This is a genomic window from Buttiauxella sp. AC038 (genome assembly GCF_979253565.1).
This window is the reverse complement of sequence record NZ_CEEDCQ010000001.1, coordinates 3,241,412-3,263,804: the sequence shown is the minus strand read 5'-3', so window position 1 is coordinate 3,263,804 and position 22,393 is coordinate 3,241,412. Positions and strand designations below refer to the sequence as shown.

Annotated in this window: 21 protein-coding genes; 9 read left to right on the top strand and 12 right to left on the bottom strand. The window is 50.2% G+C overall.

Annotation, left to right across the window (positions count from 1 at the left end; all coding sequences use genetic code 11):
- Positions 1-1,332, bottom strand: a complete 1,332-nt coding sequence (adiC, locus tag AC0IXI_RS15630) for an arginine/agmatine antiporter (RefSeq protein WP_064517817.1) — start codon at positions 1,330-1,332, stop codon at positions 1-3.
- A gap of 251 nt (positions 1,333-1,583) precedes the next feature.
- On the opposite strand from adiC, the gene ymdB reads away from it, so the two are divergent.
- Positions 1,584-2,108: an O-acetyl-ADP-ribose deacetylase gene (ymdB, locus tag AC0IXI_RS15625; RefSeq protein ID WP_151992621.1), complete on the top strand. Its 525-nt coding sequence runs from the start codon at positions 1,584-1,586 to the stop codon at positions 2,106-2,108.
- On the top strand, positions 2,059-3,546 hold the full coding sequence (locus tag AC0IXI_RS15620) for a phospholipase D family protein (protein WP_424221762.1): 1,488 nt from the start codon (positions 2,059-2,061) through the stop codon (positions 3,544-3,546). Before ymdB ends, AC0IXI_RS15620 begins: the two co-directional genes overlap by 50 nt.
- A 99-nt stretch (positions 3,547-3,645) precedes the next feature.
- On the opposite strand, the gene mdoC is transcribed toward AC0IXI_RS15620, so the two are convergent.
- Positions 3,646-4,797 (bottom strand): glucans biosynthesis protein MdoC, encoded by a 1,152-nt coding sequence (gene mdoC / locus AC0IXI_RS15615; protein ID WP_424221751.1) that lies wholly within the window; start codon positions 4,795-4,797, stop codon positions 3,646-3,648.
- Positions 4,798-5,091: 294 nt separating this feature from the next.
- On the opposite strand from mdoC, the gene mdoG reads away from it, so the two are divergent.
- The 3 genes from mdoG (at position 5,092) to AC0IXI_RS15600 (ending at position 9,481) form a co-directional block, all read left to right on the top strand.
- The gene (gene mdoG / locus AC0IXI_RS15610) at positions 5,092-6,627 is read left to right on the top strand and encodes a glucans biosynthesis protein MdoG (RefSeq protein WP_134184171.1); all 1,536 of its coding nucleotides are present in this window, start codon (positions 5,092-5,094) and stop codon (positions 6,625-6,627) included.
- The gene (mdoH, locus tag AC0IXI_RS15605; RefSeq protein ID WP_064517822.1) at positions 6,620-9,151 is read left to right on the top strand and encodes a glucans biosynthesis glucosyltransferase MdoH; all 2,532 of its coding nucleotides are present in this window, start codon (positions 6,620-6,622) and stop codon (positions 9,149-9,151) included. Before mdoG ends, mdoH begins: the two co-directional genes overlap by 8 nt.
- Positions 9,152-9,262: 111 nt before the next feature.
- Complete coding sequence (locus tag AC0IXI_RS15600) at positions 9,263-9,481, top strand: YceK/YidQ family lipoprotein (RefSeq protein WP_279586333.1); 219 nt, start codon at positions 9,263-9,265, stop codon at positions 9,479-9,481.
- 5 nt (positions 9,482-9,486) lie between these two features.
- Here the strand turns inward: AC0IXI_RS15600 and AC0IXI_RS15595 are convergent, their stop codons facing one another.
- From AC0IXI_RS15595 to AC0IXI_RS15585, 3 genes are all read right to left on the bottom strand, one after another.
- Positions 9,487-9,861, bottom strand: coding sequence for a MysB family protein (locus AC0IXI_RS15595; protein ID WP_064517824.1), 375 nt, complete (start codon positions 9,859-9,861; stop codon positions 9,487-9,489).
- Between the two features lie 235 nt (positions 9,862-10,096).
- A complete protein-coding gene (gene mdtG / locus AC0IXI_RS15590) occupies positions 10,097-11,326 on the bottom strand; it encodes a multidrug efflux MFS transporter MdtG (protein ID WP_422567962.1) in 1,230 nt (409 codons plus the stop codon).
- Between the two features lie 151 nt (positions 11,327-11,477).
- A complete protein-coding gene (locus AC0IXI_RS15585; RefSeq protein ID WP_471682736.1) occupies positions 11,478-12,398 on the bottom strand; it encodes a Kdo(2)-lipid IV(A) acyltransferase in 921 nt (306 codons plus the stop codon).
- 233 nt (positions 12,399-12,631) lie between these two features.
- Here AC0IXI_RS15585 and trhO point away from each other — a divergent pair, with 233 nt between their 5' ends.
- Positions 12,632-13,681, top strand: a complete 1,050-nt coding sequence (gene trhO, locus AC0IXI_RS15580) for an oxygen-dependent tRNA uridine(34) hydroxylase TrhO (RefSeq protein WP_413497816.1) — start codon at positions 12,632-12,634, stop codon at positions 13,679-13,681.
- Between the two features lie 91 nt (positions 13,682-13,772).
- Here the strand turns inward: trhO and solA are convergent, their stop codons facing one another.
- The 7 genes from solA to mdtH form a co-directional block, all read right to left on the bottom strand.
- Positions 13,773-14,891, bottom strand: coding sequence for an N-methyl-L-tryptophan oxidase (gene solA / locus AC0IXI_RS15575; RefSeq protein WP_471682735.1), 1,119 nt, complete (start codon positions 14,889-14,891; stop codon positions 13,773-13,775).
- A gap of 134 nt (positions 14,892-15,025) precedes the next feature.
- The gene (gene bssS / locus AC0IXI_RS15570; protein ID WP_034456211.1) at positions 15,026-15,280 is read right to left on the bottom strand and encodes a biofilm formation regulator BssS; all 255 of its coding nucleotides are present in this window, start codon (positions 15,278-15,280) and stop codon (positions 15,026-15,028) included.
- A gap of 352 nt (positions 15,281-15,632) precedes the next feature.
- Positions 15,633-15,878 carry a DNA damage-inducible protein I gene (gene dinI, locus AC0IXI_RS15565; RefSeq protein ID WP_064517858.1) on the bottom strand — a complete coding sequence of 82 codons (246 nt, stop codon included), beginning with the start codon at positions 15,876-15,878 and terminating at the stop codon, positions 15,633-15,635.
- Between the two features lie 199 nt (positions 15,879-16,077).
- Positions 16,078-17,124, bottom strand: a complete 1,047-nt coding sequence (pyrC, locus tag AC0IXI_RS15560; protein WP_064517860.1) for a dihydroorotase — start codon at positions 17,122-17,124, stop codon at positions 16,078-16,080.
- A gap of 133 nt (positions 17,125-17,257) precedes the next feature.
- Positions 17,258-17,818 (bottom strand): lipoprotein, encoded by a 561-nt coding sequence (locus tag AC0IXI_RS15555; RefSeq protein WP_134183469.1) that lies wholly within the window; start codon positions 17,816-17,818, stop codon positions 17,258-17,260.
- Between the two features lie 170 nt (positions 17,819-17,988).
- The gene (gene grxB, locus AC0IXI_RS15550; protein ID WP_413497813.1) at positions 17,989-18,636 is read right to left on the bottom strand and encodes a glutaredoxin 2; all 648 of its coding nucleotides are present in this window, start codon (positions 18,634-18,636) and stop codon (positions 17,989-17,991) included.
- A gap of 75 nt (positions 18,637-18,711) precedes the next feature.
- Entirely contained in the window at positions 18,712-19,920 is a 1,209-nt protein-coding gene (gene mdtH / locus AC0IXI_RS15545; protein WP_134183466.1) for a multidrug efflux MFS transporter MdtH, read from the bottom strand.
- A 241-nt stretch (positions 19,921-20,161) separates the two neighbouring features.
- Between mdtH and rimJ the strand changes: the two genes are divergently transcribed.
- The 3 genes from rimJ to AC0IXI_RS15530 are packed head-to-tail and all read left to right on the top strand — an operon-like array spanning position 20,162 to position 22,339.
- Positions 20,162-20,746, top strand: a complete 585-nt coding sequence (rimJ, locus tag AC0IXI_RS15540) for a ribosomal protein S5-alanine N-acetyltransferase (RefSeq protein WP_034456200.1) — start codon at positions 20,162-20,164, stop codon at positions 20,744-20,746.
- A gap of 9 nt (positions 20,747-20,755) precedes the next feature.
- Entirely contained in the window at positions 20,756-21,412 is a 657-nt protein-coding gene (locus tag AC0IXI_RS15535; RefSeq protein WP_422567958.1) for a YceH family protein, read from the top strand.
- A 3-nt stretch (positions 21,413-21,415) separates the two neighbouring features.
- Complete coding sequence (locus tag AC0IXI_RS15530; protein WP_413497812.1) at positions 21,416-22,339, top strand: Gfo/Idh/MocA family protein; 924 nt, start codon at positions 21,416-21,418, stop codon at positions 22,337-22,339.
- The last annotated feature ends 54 nt before the right edge of the window (positions 22,340-22,393 follow it).

Genomic DNA, 22,393 nt, shown 5'->3' with positions numbered 1-22,393 from the left:
TTAGTCGTTAACCACAGGTTTATCCAGCGGGTAGGGGTTTTTATGACGACGGTTGTAGTTAACGGTGTACATCGCAGTAATCACCATGATGGCGACAAACGACCACATCACTTCGGTCGCGCCAGTGCCAACGACGGCCCAAATACAGTAAATGAAAGCAATCAGTGTGATGAACAAGAACGGCAAACGTTGGTTGCCCAAATGCCCCTGACCGACCAGCATTAAAGCCGCGCAGGTGTAGATATACGGCACCAGCGTAAAGATGACCGACACAGATGAAACCACCGCGAACTGTGAGGTAGCGTCAGGCGAGATACTGGCAAGCTGGAAGATGGTCATCAGAACGCCAACAATCAGCAAACCCGCGACCGGAGTCTGATCTTTATTCACTTTGGCAAAAATAGGTGGGAACAGACCATCATCGGCGGCGGCTTTGGCGGTTTGCCCGGCGAGTAGCGTCCAGCCGCCAAGGCTTCCTAAACACCCGGCTGCGGCACAGAATGAAACAATAGCCCCAGCAGTTGGCCCCATTGCCATGCGCGCGGCATCGCCAAATGGCGACGCAGAAAGTCTCAGCTCTGCGTTAGGGATCATGCCCATAATGGCAGTACTGGAAAGTACGTAACAAACAGCGGCAATCAATACCCCGCCAATGGTGGCGATGGGTACGTTGCGTTTGGGATTTTTCACTACCGCTGCGGCAACTGAGGCGCTCTCAACACCGATAAATGACCACAGCGTGACGCTTAAAGTACTCTGAATTGCGCCAAAAGTGCCTTTGCCGCTGACGTTCCAGGCTTCCATATAGGTGTCGCTTTTAAACCAGAACCAGCCTAAGACGGCGACGGCGACTATCGGAATCAGTGCCAGAATAGTGGCGACCGCCTGCACGCGGGTGATCATTTTCGGGCCAACAATATTGAGCCCGACAAACAGCCACAGAATTGCAATACAGGTCACGGTAAGCGGCCAGGGCTGGTTGAGCATCGGGAAGAAATAGCTGAGATAACCGACGCCAATTACCACCATCGCGACGTTACCTATCCAACAAGCAAGCCAGTAAAGCAGATTGGTTTGATAACCGAGGAAGGGGCCAAATGCGCGGCGGGCATAAGCGTAAGAACCACCGGGGCTGTCATCAAGTGATGACATTTTGGCGTACACCATCGACAAAGACAGTGCGCCGATAATTGTCACCATCCAGCCAAAAATGGCAATCCCGCCTGTTGCTGCAAGGTTTGCCGGAAGCAGGAAAACCCCGGAACCCATGATATTGCCTGCCACCATTAACATCACCGGGACCAACCCGACTTTTTGCGCTTCACTAGCCATAGAACCTCTCCTGAAACGAAAGTAACCACTGAAATGCATAAAACGCACATTTCAGATCCCATTTTTCGCAGCGAAAACGCCTTCTACAGATGCGGCTGCAGATAAAAAATGTGTCAGGTCTAACGGATCTTTTTTGTAGATAACGAGAAAAAATCAGAGGTTAGGAGATGTCGTGAAATCCTCAGGAAGTGATATACGTCTGCTGTTCGGTAAGTTTAGACTACTATCAAAGACTAACTGGAGAATTCCCAATGAGTGAAAGAATGTCGGTGATACAAGGTGATATCACCCGCGTTGAAGTTGACGTGATAGTAAATGCCGCAAACCCATCCTTGATGGGAGGCGGTGGTGTTGATGGGGCTATTCATCATGCTGCAGGGCCTGCTTTATTGGCAGCCTGTGAAGTTATTCGTCGCCAGCAGGGTGACTGCGCGCCAGGACATGCTGTCATTACCGAGGCGGGAAACATTCCGGTTAAGGCCGTGATTCATGCAGTTGGCCCGGTATGGCAGGGCGGTGAAAAACATGAAGCTGAATTACTTGAACAGACCTACCGCAATAGCCTCGACTTAGCGGCAGCTAATAGCTATCGCACTATTGCGTTCCCGGCGATTAGCACCGGTGCGTATGGTTATCCGAAAGAGCTGGCAGCGAAAATAGCCGTTGATACCGTCTACCGTTATATCGGCCTGCGCCCGTTACCCGAACAGGTAGTTTTTGTCTGCTTTGACGATGAAAACACCCATATTTATGAGCAACTACTTGCCCAACTCTAAAGTGAATAATCCTCATGCCACACGTCTGGGTCGAGCGATTGCCCCGGCTACCGCTGGGCATCCTGGGCTTAGCGGGATTCATCCGCTTGCGGATAGCCTTGATGCGTTTGCCGCGCGCTATCTGCTGTGTGGGATGGCGGAGAAAACCCTCGATGTGCAGTACTACATCTGGCAGGACGATATGTCCGGGCGGCTGATGTTTAGTGCACTACTGGCGGCGGCAGATCGCGGAGTGAAAGTCAGACTGTTGCTTGACGATAACAACACCAACGGCCTTGATGATACGTTAGCGCTTCTGAACGCCCATCCTCAAATAGAAGTTCGTCTTTTTAATCCCTTTTCATTTCGCCTGTTTCGCGCCATTGGTTATTTGACTGACTTTGCCAGGCTTAACCGTCGTATGCACAACAAATCATTCACTGTTGACGGTGAAACCACGATTATCGGCGGGCGAAACGTGGGGGATGCGTACTTTGGTGTGGGTAAACAACCGCTGTTTTCAGACTTAGATGTGCTGGCCGTGGGCCCGGTTGTTGAGGATGTCAGCCAGGATTTTGAGCGCTACTGGAACAGCCAGTGCGTCTCAACATTGGAAAAGGTGCTCGATGTCGATAGCGATGCCTTACAGCAGCGGGTACAACTTCCTGACGACTGGCGTGATGACCCGACGGCGCGTCGCTATCTTGATCGACTGACTACCAGCCAGTTTGCGACCAATCTGGTCGCCCGCACGCTGAATATGTATTGGGCGAAAACACGCTTACTCAGCGATGACCCGCGTAAGGGGCAGGGCAAAGCCCGCAACCACACGTTACTGCCGCAACGCCTGATGAATGTGATTGGTATGCCTGAGCGTGAGATAGACATTATTTCAGCCTATTTTGTGCCCACTCGCGCTGGCATTGCGCAAATCTTGGGGCTTGTGCGTAAAGGGGTAAAAATAGCAATCCTGACTAACTCACTGGCCGCCAATGATGTGGCGGTAGTTCATGCTGGTTATGCGCGTTGGCGCAAAAAACTGATGCGCCACGGGGTCGAGCTTTATGAGTTAAAGCCCGAACAAGATGTCCTGCGCAGACCACATGACCGTGGCTTAACAGGGAATTCAGGTTCCAGCCTGCATGCCAAAACGTTTAGTGTGGATAAACAAAAAGTGTTTATCGGCTCCTTTAATTTTGACCCACGTTCCGCAATGCTCAATACCGAGATGGGTTTTGTTATTGAAAGTGAGGCGCTGGCACAGGATATTCACCAGCGTTTCACCCAAAGTCAGAAAGAGAATGCCTGGGCGCTGCGTCTGGATAAGTGGGGGCGAGTGAATTGGGTGGAGCACAGTGAAGGCAAAGAGATTGTCTGGAAGAAAGAACCGCACACCCGCTTTTGGCAGCGGGTGTTGGTGAGGTTGGTTTATCGACTACCGATTGAATGGCTTTTATGAGAAGTGTCGGATGTCGCTACGCTAATCCGACCTACAGTTTCGGTTTTGTAGGGTGGATTAGCGTAGCGACATCCACCATTTTGAAGTGAACCCTCAGCGCTAACTCGTCACCTTAACCGCCACATTCTGCGGCTTGCCGGAGAACAGGAAGCGCAGCAACGGAATGCGCAGGTGGATTTCATACAGAATCACCGCAATACCAATCACGAAAACTAACCCGGTGATAAAGCCCAGCGCATTTGAAGCAATATGCGGTGTGATGTAAGCGCCGAAAAACAGCGTCAACGGATGGTGCACCAGGTAAATAAACAGTGAGGCATTCACAAAATAGGTGACACGCTTTGAATGGAAATTCAGCAGCTTATGGCCAAGGGAGAACACTACGTTGACCATCCACAAACCCAGCACCATGGTAATCACGCTCTCTGTTTCATACATCCAGGCGTCACCGCTACCGTAACGTTGGTTAAGCAGATAGGCGCAAAATGCCAGTGCCGCTCCTACCGCACACCATGGCGACGGTGTGGTAAATAGCGCTTTTAACTGTGGACGAACAAACACCAGAGCTCCAAGCATGAAGAATGGTAGATAAAACAGCGTTTGCATCACTACGAAGTTAAATAACCCATCACTTAATATCGGTGAGTAAATAATAAAAATAGTACGGCGAATAACGCCGTATAGAATACCGAACCCCAGGAAGGCGACTGAGAGCTTTCCTAAAGTAATAGAAGATGGAATATTTTCTGACTTTTCAGCAATGCGTGCTTTCATTTGTTGAAACAAAAATAAACATACGGTTGTAAGTACCACCATCACTAACAAGAACCACAAATGAGAAACCAGCTCCCAAACCAGGGTGTTGTATTTTTCATAGGGCGTCAGGCCGGGCCAATTTTTTGCTTTGTCATTAACGTGTTGCAGCATTAAAAATTGCGGCAGTGTGAGCAATGGTATCGCGGTGAGCATCGGGATGCCGACCCGCTCTACACGCACTTTCCACCAGCGTTTAAGCGGGTAGCGCAAAAAAAGCATGTAGGAGAAATATCCCGAAATGACAAAAAACACCTGCATACGAAAGGCGTGAATAAAATCATTAAACAGGGTTAAACCCCACGATGCTTCGGTGCTATTGACGTGCCAGTGATGGCTTGAATAGATGAGCGAGATATGGAACGGGATGCCTAAGAGCATTAACCAGGCCCGGATAGAATCCAGGAAAAACTCGCGTTGTTGTGGTGCTTTACTCATAATACTCCAAACATTATCGGACGAATCGCCTTATCCTTAAGAACATATCCCAATAGGCTTAAAGTCCCGAACGGTATCAATTCCGTGGCAACCCTACACTAACCATGACATCCTGTCTCCAGGATGGATGCTGAAAGCGTAAGCAGTTGTCTTTTTTTGCTTAAAGGCTGAGCCGGCGCGCTGAACAATGCGGGTATTTGGTTGTCGGAAAGCAGAAGTTTCCATTAAAATGGATTGGATTGATTTAAGCACACAAAGGGGGATGTGCTGGTTAATATGAAACATAAACTAAAAATGATGAAAGTGTGTGGGCTCGGTGCTGCAGTAATGCTGTCACTTTATACCACCTCAGTTTGGGCCTTCAATATCGATGATGTCGCAAAACAAGCGAAAACATTAGCGGGCAAAAGCTACGAAGCACCGAAAAGCAATCTGCCTTCGCTCTTCCGCGACATGAAATATGCGGATTATCAGCAGATCCAGTTCAATCACGACAAAGCCTACTGGAGCAAGTTAAAGACCCCATTTAAGCTTGAGTTTTATCATCAGGGTATGTACTTCGACACCCCTGTTGCTATCAATGAAGTGACGGCAACTGCGGTTCATAAGATCAAGTACAACCCGGATTACTTTAATTTCGGTGATGTGAAACACGATAAAGACACCGTGAAAGATCTCGGCTTTGCCGGGTTCAAAGTGCTCTATCCGATCAACAGCAAAGATAAGAACGACGAAATTGTCAGCATGCTCGGGGCGAGTTACTTCCGTGTGATTGGCTCAGGTCAGGTTTATGGCCTGTCTGCTCGTGGTTTGGCTATTGACACTGCTTTGCCATCTGGCGAAGAGTTCCCACGTTTCCGTGAGTATTGGATTGAACGCCCGAAAGCAGGCGACAAAACGCTGACCCTCTACGCGTTGCTCGATTCCCCACGTGCAACCGGTGCGTATCGCTTTGTGATTACCCCAGGGCGCGACACAGTGGTGAACGTACAGTCAAAAGTTTATCTGCGCGATAAAGTTGGCAAACTGGGCGTGGCACCATTGACCAGTATGTTCCTGTTTGGGCCAAATCAGCCGTCACCAAGCACCAACTTCCGTCCGGAACTGCATGACTCCAACGGTCTGTCTATCCATGCCGGTAACGGTGAATGGATTTGGCGTCCGCTGAATAACCCGAAACATCTGGCGGTGAGCTCGTTTGCAACCGAGAATCCAGTTGGCTTTGGTTTGCTGCAACGTGGCCGTCAGTTCTCTCGTTTTGAAGATATTGACGATCGTTACGATCAGCGACCAAGTGCATGGGTTGCGCCGCAAGGTGATTGGGGTAAAGGTCGCGTTGAACTGGTTGAAATTCCAACCAATGACGAAACTAACGACAACATCGTTGCTTACTGGACTCCGGATCAGCTCCCGGAACCAGGCAAAGAGATGAACTTCAAATACACTATTACCTTCAGCCGTGATGAAGACAAAATGCATGCGCCTGATAACGCATACGTTGCGCAGACTCGCCGTTCAACCGGTGATGTGAAGCAGTCAAATCTGATTCGCCAACCAGACGGCACTATTGCGTTTGTCGTGGATTACGTCGGCGCGGACATGAAAAAACTGCCGCAAGATACGCCGGTTACCGCGCAAACCAGCATTGGTGACAACGGTGAAATCGTTGACAGCCAGGTACGTTACAACCCGGTCACTAAAGGCTGGCGTTTGACTGTACGTGTGAAAGTCAAAGATGAGAAGAAACCGACTGAAATGCGTGCAGCGCTGGTCAATGGTGATCAAACGTTGAGTGAAACCTGGAGCTACCAGCTACCTGCCAATGAATAAGTTTACTGATACCGCGTCTGATTATATTGATGCACTCCCGCTTTCTGCTGAGCAGAAGGCGGCTCTTCCTGCATCAGATCTGCAAGCGGTGCATGAAGCGCTTGATGCGCAAGGGCACCACTATGACAGAGCCGATGATTCCCCTTTAGCCTCGGTAAAGGCCCGGCTTGAAGCAAGCTGGCCTGGATCGTTGGGCGGTGATCAACTGATTGAGGACGAAGAGGGGCGCACCCAGCTGCAGGCAATGCCTAAAGCTACGCGTTCTTCTATGTTCCCCGATCCGTGGCGCACCAACCCGATTGGTCGTTTCTGGGATCGTTTACGCGGGCGGGAAGTAAATCCTCGCTACATGTCGAAAGAAGAGGCTGAAGCTGAGCAGAAATGGCGTACCGTCGGAACAATCCGCCGTTACATTCTGCTGCTGCTGACCATTTCTCAGACGGTGGTTGCAACCTGGTATATGAAGACAATTCTGCCTTACCAGGGCTGGGCACTGATCAATCCATCCGACATGATCGGCCAGGATCTTTGGGTGTCCTTTATGCAGCTTCTGCCGTATGTGCTGCAAACCGGCATTTTGATCCTTTTTGCGATTCTGTTCTGTTGGGTTTCAGCCGGTTTCTGGACTGCGCTGATGGGCTTCCTCCAGCTACTGATGGGCAAAGATAAATACAGTATCTCTGCCTCAACAGTGGGTGATGAACCAATCGACCCGGCGCATCGCACCGCGTTGATTATGCCAATCTGTAACGAAGACGTAGACCGCGTATTTGCGGGCCTGCGCGCGACGTGGGAATCGGTAAAAGCAACCGGCCAACAGCAGCACTTCGACGTTTACATCTTAAGCGACAGCTACAACCCGGATATCTGTGTTGCCGAGCAGAAAGCGTGGATGGAACTCATCAACGAAGTGCAGGGCGAAGGGCAGATTTTCTACCGTCGCCGTCGTCGTCGTGTGAAGCGTAAAAGTGGCAACATCGATGACTTCTGTCGTCGTTGGGGTAATCAGTACAGTTACATGGTGGTTCTGGATGCCGACTCAGTAATGAGCGGTGACTGTCTGACTAACCTTGTGCGTCTGATGAATGCTAACCCGAATGCGGGCATCATTCAGTCTTCACCAAAAGCGTCAGGCATGGACACTCTGTATGCGCGTTGCCAGCAGTTTGCGACACGTGTATACGGGCCGCTGTTTACAGCGGGTCTGCACTTCTGGCAATTGGGTGAATCCCACTACTGGGGCCACAATGCGATTATCCGCGTTAAGCCATTCATTGAGCACTGTGCGTTAGCACCGCTGCCAGGTGAAGGTTCATTCGCCGGTTCCATCCTTTCTCATGACTTCGTAGAAGCAGCGCTGATGCGTCGTGCGGGTTGGGGTGTGTGGATTGCCTATGATCTGCCGGGTTCTTATGAAGAGCTGCCGCCGAACTTACTGGATGAACTCAAGCGTGACCGCCGTTGGTGCCACGGTAACTTGATGAACTTCCGTCTGTTCCTGGTAAAAGGTATGCACCCGGTACACCGTGCGGTGTTCCTGACGGGCGTTATGTCTTACCTGTCTGCTCCGCTGTGGTTTATGTTCCTCGCATTATCAACTGCCTTGCAGGTGGTACACGCGCTGACCGAACCGCAATACTTCCTGCAACCGCGCCAGTTGTTCCCGGTGTGGCCGCAGTGGCGTCCTGAGCTTGCGATTGCGTTGTTCGCGTCCACCATGGTGTTGCTGTTCCTGCCGAAGCTGCTGAGCATCATTTTGATTTGGTGCAAAGGCTCGAAAGAGTTCGGTGGCTTCTTCCGCGTTACGGCTTCTCTGTTGCTTGAAGTGCTGTTCTCCGTGCTGCTGGCACCGGTGCGTATGCTGTTCCACACCGTGTTTGTGGTGAGCGCGTTCCTCGGTTGGGAAGTGGTATGGAACTCTCCACAGCGTGATGACGATTCAACCCCTTGGGGCGAAGCGTTTATGCGCCACGGTTCTCAGCTGCTGCTGGGTCTGGTGTGGGCAGTGGGCATGGCGTGGCTGGATTTACGTTTCCTGTTCTGGCTTGCGCCAATCGTGTTCTCACTGATTCTATCGCCGTTTGTATCGGTGATTTCGAGCCGTGCGACCATCGGTTTGCGTACCAAACGCTGGAAGTTGTTCCTGATCCCGGAAGAGTATTCTCCTCCACAGGTGCTGGTGGATACCGACAACTACCTGAAGCTGAACCGCAGCCGTACGCTGGATGATGGCTTTATGCACGCGGTGTTTAACCCGTCGTTTAATGCCCTGGCAACCGCAATGGCAACGGCGCGTCACCGTGCCAGCCAGGTGCTGGAAATCGCCCGTGATCGTCACGTTGAGCAAGCTCTTAACGAAACGCCTGAGAAACTTAACCGCGACCGTCGCTTGGTGCTGTTAAGCGACCCGGTAACAATGTCTCGTCTGCATTACCGTGTGTGGTCTAACCCGCAGCGTTATTCCTCATGGGTTGATAACTACAAAACGGTGAGTCTGAATCCTGAGGCATTGCCGACTAAATAACGGGTAATACGCGTTATCAATGCCGACCTTCGGGTCGGCATTTTTTTGCGCTCAAGCGATGGGCAGTTATACTCAGCCGGAAAAATCAGGAGAGAAGATTTGTTTAGAGCGATTGTGGTCGTAATGATGGCGTGTTTGCTGAGTGGTTGTGGCAGTATTATCAGCCGTGCAGTTCCGGGGCAGGGACATGGTAATCAGTATTACCCCGGAGTGCAGTGGGACGTGCGTGACAGTGCATGGCGCTATATTACAGTGCTCGACTTACCATTTTCGCTGGTCTTCGACACACTGTTGTTGCCCATTGATGCCAGCCATGGGCCATACGAATAAACGTTTTATCGTTCATCCCATTCATCAGCCGCAGTTTGCCCTTCCTCGGTATCCAGCGGCGGCTCAAGTTGAAATTCACCTTCGTCCCACTCATGCAGCGTGTTTTCCTCAATCCACTCCTGGCGTAACTCGATTTCATCGTAGTCACCGTCGAACACACTTTGGGCTGCCTCACCACTGAGCATCGGTAAACAATCGCCATCTTCGCTGTCATCTGCGAAGAACTCAGCTTGCCACATAATGTCGCCATCCTGAAGAATGTACTTTTGGATGTTCAATTGCTGAACACTGGCACTCTCTTCTTCAAGTTCCGGATTATCTACAAGGAAAAGCTCGCGTGCGGCATCAATGGCCTCTTCCAGCGTAGCGTACAGACTCATACTCATCTCCTTTTGTTACAGGTCAGGGAGCGCGCTACAGCGCAATTTCAAGTTAATTGTTGACGCTCTTCGCAAAGTTGCAAGTATGAGATTTAATCCTCGTCGTACTTCGAGTTGTCTCTTTGTTGGCAGCGTTCACTCACCCCAGTCACTTACTTTAGTAAGCTCCTGGGGATTCTTTCACTTGCCGCCGCGATACAACTCGAATTACTTAGAGGATGAGAGGATTTGAGAGTTAATCTTCCAAAATACGGGTGCGAGCGGTTGGGCGGCGCAGGGTAATCCATGAGTAAAGCGCGTTGAAGAGTACGACACCAGCGGTGACTAAAAACACCGTGCGGAAGCCGTAACTGGCTGAGACTGCCGCCCCAACTAACGGGCCGGTAACGTTGCCAATATCACGGAAAGATTGGTTGTAACTAAAGATACGTCCGGCAATCTGGTTGCTGGAGTTATAGATAAGCAGAGTTTGTACCGCAGGCAATAGCGCGCCGTCGGCTGCACCGAGCAGGAAACGCAACACGCCCAATTGCCATGGCGTTTGTACCATCGACATCGGGATCAGTAGCAGCACTGAAATAACCAGTGCGCAGATTAAAATTCGCTCCGGCCCGATTCTATCCCCCAGTTTCCCTAAGCGCGGTGCACTTATCAACGCCGCCACACCAGGAACAGATGCTATCATACCGCTGATAAACGCCAGGTTGCTGACATTACCCGCCAGTTCGCGCACGTAGAGCGTCAGAATTGGGGCAATCGAACCGGTCGCGACCTGAATAATCATGGTGGTGACAAACAGGCTCAGCACCAGTTTTGGGTTTTTAAGTGAAGTGAATACCTGGCGCGCGTGCAGCATGTCTTTTTTGTTCACGGGCGTGAATTGTTCGCGAATACAGAAAAGCGTAAAGACAAAGCAGGTAAACAACACGGCTGCGGTAATGAAAAATACCGGTCGTAAGCCGTAAGTATCCGCCAGAAAACCACCGATCATCGGCCCGAGAAGCGCACCACTCACGCCTCCCGTTGATAATGTGCCCAGAGCCCAGCCACTTTTATGGCGTGGGACCTGTGTGGCAATCAGCGCATTGGCGTTGGGCACAAAACCGCCCAACAAGCCTAGCAGTGCACGAAGCGCCAGAAACTGCCAGATATTGCTCGCAAACCCCATCAGCACCATCACGATGGACATACCCAACGCTGAACGCAGCAGCATGATTTTGCGGCCTTTACGGTCGGCAAGCCCGCCCCAGAAAGGTGATGCAATCGCTGAAAACAAAAAGGTGATGCTGAAAACGATACCGGACCACATGTTTAATGCGCTGTGGCCTGTTACGCCAAGGTGTTCGACATACAAGGGCAGGAAAGGCATTACCAGACTAAATGCAACACCAGTCAGAAAACACCCAAGCCAGGCGACAGTGAGATTTCGTTTCCAGTTGATGGTGGTGCTCTCGGCGAGAGTCATAACGCTCCAAATTGGGCAGAAAAGATATGCGGGGAATTATTACCTTGCTAATTATGCGCCTGTTGGCGTTGGAGTGGCAATGTTTCTAAAACACAATTTTAGAACGAATAAAGGCGGCCAGAAGCCGCCTTATGACTTTAATGAAGGATAGCTAGTAGCGTGAGGGAACGCCTTCGGGGCGCGTTTTAAAACGGCGGTGTAGCCACATATATTGCTCAGGCGCCATCATGATGCATTCTTCGATGATTTTGTTCATCCACAGCGCTGTGCCTTCCGGGGTTTCCAGCGGTGGTGAAAACTCCGCAGGCAGAATAATCAGCTCGTAGCCTTTTCCGTCAGGTTTGCGGCGTGGCACCATCGGGACAATTGCCGCACCCGACATACGAGCAAGCGTATAGGTACCGCTGGTGGTAGCCGCTTGATCAACGCCAAAGAATGGTACAAAAACGCTGCCGCGTGGGCCGTAGTCATGGTCAGGTGCGTACCAGATAATCTCGCCCTGTTTTAGCGCCCGGATCATGCCTTTGAGATCTTTACGGTCGATCATACTTTTGTTTGAACGCATGCGGCCCCAGGTTTGCAGCCAGTCCAGCAGGGGATTGTCATTCGGGCGGTAAACGCCAATGCCCGGCGTATTCATGCCGAACATGCGTGCGCCTAATTCAAGCGTCAGGAAGTGAATACCAATCAGGAGTACGCCGCGCTTGGCTTCTTGTACCGCATGAATCTGGTCGACGCCGCTAACGTCGCACCAGCGCTGGATACGCCATGTTGGCCAGAACCAGGCGATACCAGTCTCCATCAAGCCAAGGCCTACGGACTCAAAGTTTTTTTCCAGATAGTGTTCTCGCTCTTCGACGGTTTTGTTCGGGAAGGCGAGCTCAAGATTGCGGCGTGTAATTCTGACGCGACGTTTCATAAAGCGCCTGGCGAGTTGGCCAAGGCCACGGCCAAGTCGATAAATCACAGGGTAAGGGAGGAGAGTAATTAAGTAGAGTAAGCCAATCCCAAACCAAATTCCCCAATATCGGGGATGAAGCAATGCGCGCGAGAATTGCGGTAAGTTCGTCATGTAAAACCTATTGTGACGGCAAATGCCGGATCTTCTTGAGTAAGACTATTGTGACACTTTTTGAGAGTCAGCCAAAATTAACGGGTGCGGAGTGACTGATAATCCATCAATTGTTGATTGCGGTGCGGCTAGATGAAGAAAATGTAGCGCAAAATGCGTGGATGTAAATTAACGATAATTGCTTTATGATGCTGCCCAGTTTTTTTCTTATCAACGATAGCCGAGCGAACACCATGCCAGTGTTACACAACCGTATATCGAATGATGAACTGCGCGTGCGTATGTTGGCTGAAACCGAGCCACGCACCACAATCTCATTCTATAAATATTTCCATATCGAAGATCCTAAAACCACGCGTGATGCTCTGTATCAGGCTTTTACCGCGCTAAATGTTTTTGGCCGTGTCTATCTCGCTCATGAAGGGATTAACGCGCAAATCAGCGTACCGCAAAGCCGTGTTGAGGCATTCCGTGAAGCGCTTTATGCCTTCCATCCGGCGCTCAATGGCGTGCGTCTGAATATCGCACTTGAAGATGACGGCAAGTCGTTTTGGGTGCTGCGCATGAAAGTGCGTGACCGTATTGTTGCCGATGGGATTGATGACCCGTCTTTTGATGCCAGCAATGTCGGCTCTTACCTTAAAGCGGCAGATGTCAACGCCATGCTCGATGACCCTGAAGCCGTATTTATCGACATGCGCAATCATTACGAATATGAAGTTGGCCATTTCCAGGATGCTTTAGAGATCCCGGCTGATACGTTCCGTGAACAGCTGCCGAAAGCGGTAGATATGTTGCAGGATGACAAAGAAAAGAAAATTGTCATGTATTGCACTGGCGGGATCCGCTGCGAGAAAGCCAGCGCCTGGATGTTGCACAACGGTTTTAAGAACGTCTATCACATTGAAGGCGGGATTATTGAATATGCCCGACGTGCGCGTGAGCAGGGGATTCCAGTGCGTTTTGTTGGCAAGAACTTTGTTTTTGACGAGCGTATGGGTGAGCGAATTTCCGAAGATGTGATTGCCCACTGCCATCAGTGTGGGGTTTCCTGTGATAGCCACACCAACTGCAAAAATGATGGCTGTCATCTGCTATTTATTCAGTGTCCATCCTGTGCAGAGAAGTTTGCAGGCTGTTGTAGCGACATTTGCCGCGAGGAGCTAGCGCTGTCACCAGAAGAGCAGCGCCGTCGCCGCGCTGGTCGTGAAAACGGTAATAAGATCTTCAATAAATCGCGTGGTGCGCTCAATACCACGTTGGGGATCCCTGATCCCGAGTAACTTTTCTGGTGGATGTTGCTTACGTGAATCCACCTGCAAAAAGCGCTTCGTAGGTCGGATTAGCATAAGCGATATCCGACGTTACGTGGTTTTATTTAAAGCGCGAAAGCGAGAATGGTGTCAGGTCGAAGCCAGGTTCTTTGCCCAGAGCGAACTTGCAGGCAATCTCCCCCAGTACCGATGCAAATTTAAACCCATGTCCACTCAGCCCGGTGATCACCAGCGTATTGTCATGGCCTGGTAGGGTATCAATAATAAAATCTTCATCTGGCGACATATCGTAAGTGCAGGCTGCGCCGTGCATGCAGACACCCACGCCCGGCATGATCTGGCGTAAGAAACTGAATACTTCACTGCCATCGGTTGCGATCGCGCCAAATGGTTTGCGATGCTGCGGTTCACTGATGACTTGTCCGCCATTATGTTTCCCGAGTTTCAGCTCGTTATCTTCTCCGGCAGGGAAACCATAGTACTGGGTACCATCGGGTAACTCGGCCGTGAATGCAGGGAAATTGTTCTTTTCGCTGTAACGTCCGTCAGCCTGATGCCAGCTAAAGATTTTGCGCACAGGCGTAACCGGCAGTTCGGGTAATAATTTAGTGACCCAGGTTCCTGCGCTCACCAAAAGTTTATCGGCGGTAAACTCGCCTTCTGGGGTATCGACTACCACAACGTCTGCGGTATGGCGAATGTCCGTCACCGGGCAATTAAATAACTGCGCGCACCCACCCTGGTTTGCCAGACGGATATAAGTTTCCACCGCCAACTCGCTGCGCAGCACACCAGAATCTGGCTCAAATAAGCCAAGATAGTTTTCTGGAACGGTAATTTGTGGCCAGCGTGTCATCACTTGTTCAGCCGTCAGTGTTTCAAGCGGTAGTGACCAGCTTTGCGCACTGCTTTGCACCGTTGAGATAAATGCTGAATCCGCAGGGCCGAGGTTAATCACACCTGTGCGATGAAAGACTTTCTCACCACTAATTTCCTGCAACGCATCCCATAATATCTGGGCGCGTAACACCAGTGGGACATATTTTTCCCCTTCGCCATAGGCATGGCGCATCAGGCGAGTATCACCATGATGGCTACCTTGCTGGTGGGGAGGGTGGTTGCTGTCGATCATAAGCACGTTTAAGCCGGAGTGAGTGGCATAGCATCCGGCGGCTGCGCCAACGGAACCACTACCGACGATGATAAGGTCATAATGCATGATGCTTTTCTCTTCTCTCTGGCAAAAAGTATATAGCAGGTTAATTAATTCTCGGCCGACTGGCAATTGAGCGAAACCTGAATAATAAAAAAGGCACCTTTAGGTGCCTTGCGTTATTTGAGCAGCATCGACAATCAATGCTTACGATAATCGTTTACCTGGTAATCACTAGATTCAATCTTAGCAATCCCGGCTTCTAAAATAGAAATAAATTGCCGGGCAACATCCGTGGTCAGCCATAAAGTTTGACCGATTTCAGTTTCGTCGTGCTTTTGCGTATTCGAGGTCAGGTAGTGCAGGCGAAGCATCAGCGCATCGTAGCTATCAACGGTGCTGATGTCCCATCCGATAAGGGGATGGGTCTGGATAACATCACTATTTTTTTCCATCATAACCCCTTTTATACGTGTGTTTGAGACAACGGTTCGTGAGGTTTAATGCTTGTTTAATGTGAAGCCAGTTAAGTATATCAATGATTAAGCTATTTCGACGGAGAAATAAATACCCTGCAACACTTTTTTTACAATAAAGCGCTTAATTGCACAATAAACCGCCATGATATTCTTTATTGAATCAGATGATTCTGGGTAATGTACAAGAAGGGAAATTATTTAAATGAGCGAATTTCATACAATTAAAAAAACCGGATGGCGACACCCGGTATAAAGATAACAACGAGGGAATTTTTACCTGAAATGAGCGGCAAAATGATCTAAAGCCAGCTCATTCCCATTATGTTTTTTAATCCGCAGCAAACCAGTCGTCAGCGCTTTCCCAGGTCTCTTGCAATATTTCGCTAATACGATCGCGGTCTTCTTTGGTGGCCCCTAAAACTGACAGGTTATTTGCAGCGGCATAACGCACCTGAACGTGGTTAACGTTTTCAGGATAGTGCTGAGTAATACGACGTGAAAGTTCATTGGCAAGCGCATCAATAGCGCCTGGTGGCAGAGATGTAGTTTTGGCAATAGTGACTTCAATACGCATAACAGCCCCCTGTAGAACCCGTCATACTTCAAGTTGCCCCTTTGTTGGCTGCGTTCACTCCCCTGAATCACTTACCTATGTAAGCTCATCGGGATTTGTTCTCTTGCCGCCGCGATGCAACTGGAATTATTTAGGGTTAATAATATACTGGATATTTATACAGTCATATCGCCAGTGATGCAACAGGGGGCGGTAAAAATTATGCTTTAACTGACCAGGCTACTTTCTCACCGGCCAGGAATGGCACGATGCTGTCATCGGATGTTTCGATGGTTTCTGGCATTTCAACCGGAGTGCGAACCAGTTCGATAGTCTCTTGGTTAACAGGTAAACCGTAGAAACGCGGGCCATTGAGGGATGTGAACGCTTCGAAGTGCTGCATTGCATTCATCTCTTCAAATACCGTCGCGTAAGCACCCAAAGCAGAAGGGGCGTTAAAGCAGCCAGCACAACCACAGCTTGCTTCTTTGCGATGGCGTGCGTGTGGTGCGGAGTCAGTCCCCAGGAACACACGGTCGCATCCGCTTGCAACCAGTTCGCGTAACGCTTCCTGATGCACACTGCGTTTTAAAATAGGCAGGCAGTACAGGTGAGGGCGCACGCCGCCAACCAGCATGTGGTTGCGGTTAAACATCAGGTGTTGCGGGGTAATAGTTGCACCTAACAGGGAATTGCCTTCCTTCACATACTGTGCGGCATCTTTGGTGGTGATGTGTTCAAACACCACTTTCAGTTCCGGCAGTTGCTTACGCAGCGGTTCCATGACAGTTTCGATAAAGCGTGCTTCACGGTCAAAAATATCAATGTCAGCGTGAGTTACTTCACCGTGAATCAGCAGCGGCATGCCGATTTTTTGCATACGCTCAAGCACAGGTAGGATTGCGGCGGTGCTGGTCACGCCATGGCTTGAGTTAGTTGTCGCATTTGCCGGGTAGAGTTTTGCCGCAGTAAACACACCTTCATTAAACCCGCGTTCAACTTCGTTCGGGTCCAGAGAATCAGTCAGGTAGCAGGTCATTAAAGGCTCAAAACTATGCCCTTGCGGTACGGCGTCGAGAATACGCTGGCGATAAGCGATGGCAGCTTCAACCGTTGTCACTGGCGGCGCCAGGTTTGGCATCACAATCGCGCGACCATAAATTTCGCTGGTATAAGGCACAACCGTTTTAAGCATCTCACCATCACGAAGGTGAACATGCCAGTCATCTGGGCGGCGAATTTTTAATACCTGAGGTAATACGGTCATGAAAGTGCTCCGGCGTAGGAAGGAAATAACGATGATTTATGCCGGGCACAAAGGATAAGCGCAAACGTTTAGCTTTGCACCATTTTCGTTGAGATTTTCTTGGGGAGGATGTGCCTCCCCAGTGTTTCAGAGCTTACTCGGTGAACGGGATAATGATTTCGCCTGGTTTGATCTCAATCCCTTTGGCATATTTCTTCGCCAGTTTTTCGCCTGCACTATTATCTTCACTCAACACGTAAGCGGGCTGTTGGTTGAAGTAATTGCGTAGCGACTGATTGAGATATGGAATCAGTGTCTGGACAATCGTCTGCATTTTCTCAGGCTCGACGGTTGCATCTACCACTTCCATTTCTTGCAAATAGATAGCACCTTGCTCTTTATTAAAGGTCGGCAAGGCTTTGAGTTTAAGTTTGATATTAGCTTTTTGATTGCCGAACAAAGATGTCATATCCAGTTTGGCATCGCCAGTCAGGGTGATTTTGTTCGGTTCTTCGCGGCCAATCGCACTGGCTAAATTAGTTAAGACAATATGGGCATCGGCAACGCCTGGCAGGCCAATATCTTTAGAGAAATTATTCCGTTTGTGCAGCGCCTGGTTGATTTCCTGTTCGCTGACGGTGTATTGCGTTAGCTGGTTACAACCCACCACTAATCCGCTGAGCATCAAGGCTGCGGCTAATACTATTTTTTTCATGGATATCCTTAACATGCTGCATCGGTCACAGATCCTGACATAAAGCATCATGATGTACTAGTACCGGGCGTGCTACAGGAAAAGGCTTAATTTTTTATTCGACAGAATAAGTTTTTGAATCATGAGATAAAGGCGGGTTAACTTACCCGCCGTAGAACCATTAACAATCTTTAAATGGCGTGGGATGACAGCAGGTTAATTTGCGTCTGTTTGGCCATATTATCCCGGTATGCCGCGACACGACTCGGCCACTCAATTCCGGCAACCAGCGTCAGGTTACGCAGCAGCGGGAAGAGGTGGATATCGTCATCAGACAACTCACCGTTGACGGCATTGGGCTGCACGATAAGTTTATCGAGCTTACGTAAATCATCGCTGATTTTTTTGGTCAGACCCGGTGAATGCGTCAGATGGTCAGTAAAAGAACCGATCATTGCCTCTTTCTTCTGTGCGAAGTAAGCCCGGGCTGCAGGTGTGGCAAACTCATCAAAAGGCGCTTTCGCAATACGCGGCAATAACAGGTGTTGGACATAGCTATTGACGTGGCGTAACCAGTCGCTGATAGCTGAATTAGCAGCGCCGGTCAAAAGTGGTTCACCATCAATTTTGTCGACGTAGTGCACGATATCCATGCTTTCAGGCAGGTAGCGACTGTCATCTTTTTGCAGGATTGGCGCCATTTTCTTGCCAATCATTTTCGTCGGGGTTGCTTCATCGTCGTTTAGCAAGACGACCAGCTCAACGGGGATATTCTTTAAGCCAAAAATCATTCGTGCTTTAAGGCAGAAAGGGCAGTGATCGTAAATATAAAGCTTCACGTTACTCCTCCATATCAATCGTCAGGAAAAATCCGTCAATTTTTGAGTATGGAGGAGAATACCAGGGGCTGCAAACTAGTTGCCGGGTTCAAGCATAGAGGGGTCTATCGGTTTCGGGCTAAATTGCCACCACAAGGCGATGAGCGTGATGAAGCCTATAATCCCTAACATCACCCATGGAAGTTCCGGTTGGTTGATACTTTTCCCAGCATCGAATAACCAACCGCCACCGGCGTAACCAAATGCGCCGCCAATCGCCAGACCCAGTCGGCTAAAGCCCATATAACTTCCACGCGCACGGGAATCAGCAAGTGATGCCCCCAGCGTTTCGCGGGCAGGTTCGGCAATGATTGAACCGATATAAAACACGCAAATTAGCGTGAACAGTTGCTGAAGGTTATTGGCAAGGCCAATCGGCAACATGGCCAGGGACATAAGGAACAAACCCGCCATCAGCCGCTGCTCGAGACGGAAACGTTTTTCGCTCCAGCGTGCAATAGGGTAGAGCAGCGTTAAGGATAGTGCCGCTTCAATGGCATACATCCACTTTACTGCGGCAGGCGTACCGGCAATTTCGTTCACCATAATCGGCAGCATTAACATCACCTGCACCGCCAGCATGTAATATCCGGCCAGCGTTAACACATAAGTGATGAAACGTTTGTCGCGCAGCACGCGTCCCATGCCTTCGAGCATTGGGGTGCGAATGGTAGAGAGTTTATACGCAGGAAGCAGCCAGGCATTGACGATGGCGCAAATCACAAACATCACCGCGCCCGCACCGCACACCAGACGAAAATCGTATTGTAGCAACCAACTGCCGAGCAGCGCCCCAATGACGGCACCAGCGCTGTCTTGCATCATTAATATCGAGAAGAAACGGCCGCGTTGATGTGGACGCACCAGTTTGACGACAAGGGCTGCGCGAGGTGGGTCGAATAGTGTGCCCCCGATAGCAGAAATAAAACATGATAACCACAAAACCCAGGGTTCATGAGCGATGCCCATCAGCGCAAAACCGACGGCGCGCAACAGCATTCCGGTGACAATCATCGGTTTGGCACCTAGCCGGTCGGCGATGGCGCCACCGAAAATACCTAGCCCTTGCTGAGTAAGCTGACGCAGGCCCAGCGCAATGCCGACCATTAATGCCGCCCAACCCATTTGGTCGACAAAGCGAATGGAAATAAGAGGGAAAACCACGAAGAAGCCTAATACAACTAACATATTATCGAGCAATAAGAAGTATTTACCCAGGCTCCTGGCCTGCGCGACCCGTGACATCTCCCCTCCAGGGAACTTAAAAGTGTGACAAACCTCTATTCTCCACTGCTCTCAGGGTTTTTGACAGGGCGTACGGCGACAATATTTTTTTATCAATCCGGCGCTTTGATTTAACTCGTTAATCGAAAAAAGTATGGCCGAATGAGAAATCTGCATGTTGTTGTTTTCCTTCCATCGCAAGGGGCAGGTATAGTAATTACGTTGGCTCAAAAATACGTGGGATGTGAGGAGTAGGGTGAACATGTTTGGCTACCGCAGTAACGTGCCGAAAGTACGCTTAACAACGGACCGCATGGTGGTGCGTCTGGTGTACGAGCGAGATGCCTGGCGTCTGGCAGATTATTACGCCGAAAACCGTCAGTTCCTGAAACCCTGGGAACCCATTCGTGATGACAGCCATTGCTATCCTTCCGGCTGGCAGGCGCGGCTTGGCATGATTAGCGAAATGCATAAAACCGGTAGTGCTTATTACTTTGCGCTGCTCGACCCGGAAGAGAAAGAGATCCTTGGCGTTGCCAACTTCTCAAACGTAGTACGGGGCTCATTTCATGCCTGCTATCTCGGCTACTCACTTGGTGAGAAATGGCAGGGGCAGGGAATGATGTTTGAAGCACTGACCACGGCTATTCGCTACATGCAGCGTAGCCAGCATATCCATCGCATCATGGCGAACTACATGCCGCATAACCAGCGCAGCGGTGACCTTCTCGCTCGCCTTGGTTTTGAAAAAGAAGGCTATGCCAAAGAGTATTTACTGATTGATGGCGTGTGGCGGGATCATGTTTTGACCGCACTGACCACCAAAGAATGGACCCCTGGCCGTTAAGGACAATAAATGAAATATCAGTTAACTGCGGTTGAAGCACGAGTTGTGGGTAGCCTGATGGAAAAGCAGGTGACCACTCCCGAACAGTATCCGATGTCGGTCAACGGTGTGGTCACGGCATGTAACCAGAAGACCAACCGCGAACCGGTGATGGATCTGAAAGAGCATGATGTTCAGGAAACGCTGGATTTGCTGGTCAAGCGCCACTTTTTGCGTACCGTCAGCGGCTTTGGTAATCGGGTTACTAAATACGAACAACGTTTCTGCAATTCTGAGTTTGGTGACCTTAAACTTTCTGCGGCAGAAGTCGCGGTGGTCACCGCCTTACTGCTACGTGGCGCCCAAACGCCAGGCGAATTGCGTACCCGCTCCGGAAGAATGTTTGAGTTCAGCGATATGGCGCAGGTTGAAGCGACGCTGGAAAATCTTGCCAACCGCGAAGATGGCCCATTTGTGGTGCGCTTACCGCGTGAACCTGGCAAACGCGAAAGCCGTTATATGCATCTTTTCAGCGGCGATGTTGATGCGTCGCACGTTGCAGTATCAGCATCAGAAAGCAGCGTTGCCCCTGCTGGCGATTTAACAGCGCGTGTCGAACAGCTCGAAAATGAAGTTGCTGACCTTAAGCAACGCCTGGATTCACTGCTCGCTCATCTCGGAGATTAATTAATGACTAAACTTCGCGTAGGCGTTGTCGGTTTAGGGGGTATTGCCCAAAAAGCATGGTTACCCGTTTTGGGAGCCTCCAGCGACTGGACGCTTCAGGGCGCATTTTCCCCAACACAGGCGAAAGCTCAGAAAGTCTGCGACACCTGGCGTATCCCCTATATTCCTTCTATTGCTGAACTGGCGGCACAGTGTGACGCCGTGTTCGTTCACAGTGCGACCAGCAGTCATTACGCGGTAGTGAGCGAGTTATTGCAGGCAGGTGTCCATGTTTGTGTGGATAAGCCGCTGGCTGAAAACCTTGCCGATGCTGAACGTTTAGTGGAAATGGCGCAACGTCAAAAGCGTACGCTGATGGTTGGTTTTAACCGCCGTTTTTCACCGTTGTACCAGGGTCTGAAAGCGACACTGGCGAATGGTTTATCAGTACGGATGGATAAACATCGAGCAGACAGCGTTGGTCCAAATGACCTGCGTTTTACGTTGCTTGATGATTATCTGCATGTGGTTGATACCGCACTGTGGCTGTCTGGCGGTGAAGCGCAATTGCAAAGTGGGACTCTGTTGACCAACGACCAGGGGCAAATGCTTTTTGCTGAGCATCACTTTGCCCGAGGCAACCTTCAAATCACCACCAGTATGCATCGCCGGGCGGGTAGCCAACGTGAGTGGGTTCAGGCGGTCACAGAGGGTGGTTTGTACGACGTTACAGATATGCGCGAATGGCGTGAAGAGTGCGGCAATGGCGTGGTGAACCGTCCAGTCCCGGGCTGGCAAACTACACTCGAACAGCGTGGTTTTGTCGGTTGTGCGCGTCATTTTCTTGATTGCGTGGCAAATCAGACAGTTCCTGAAACCTCCGGTGAGCAGGCGTTGATGGCCCAGCGGGTAGTAGAGAAACTGTGGCGCGATGCGATGAGCGAATAATGCGGTAACATCTGATAGTAGTAATTCGGCTGGGTATCGGTAGACTAAGCGCCT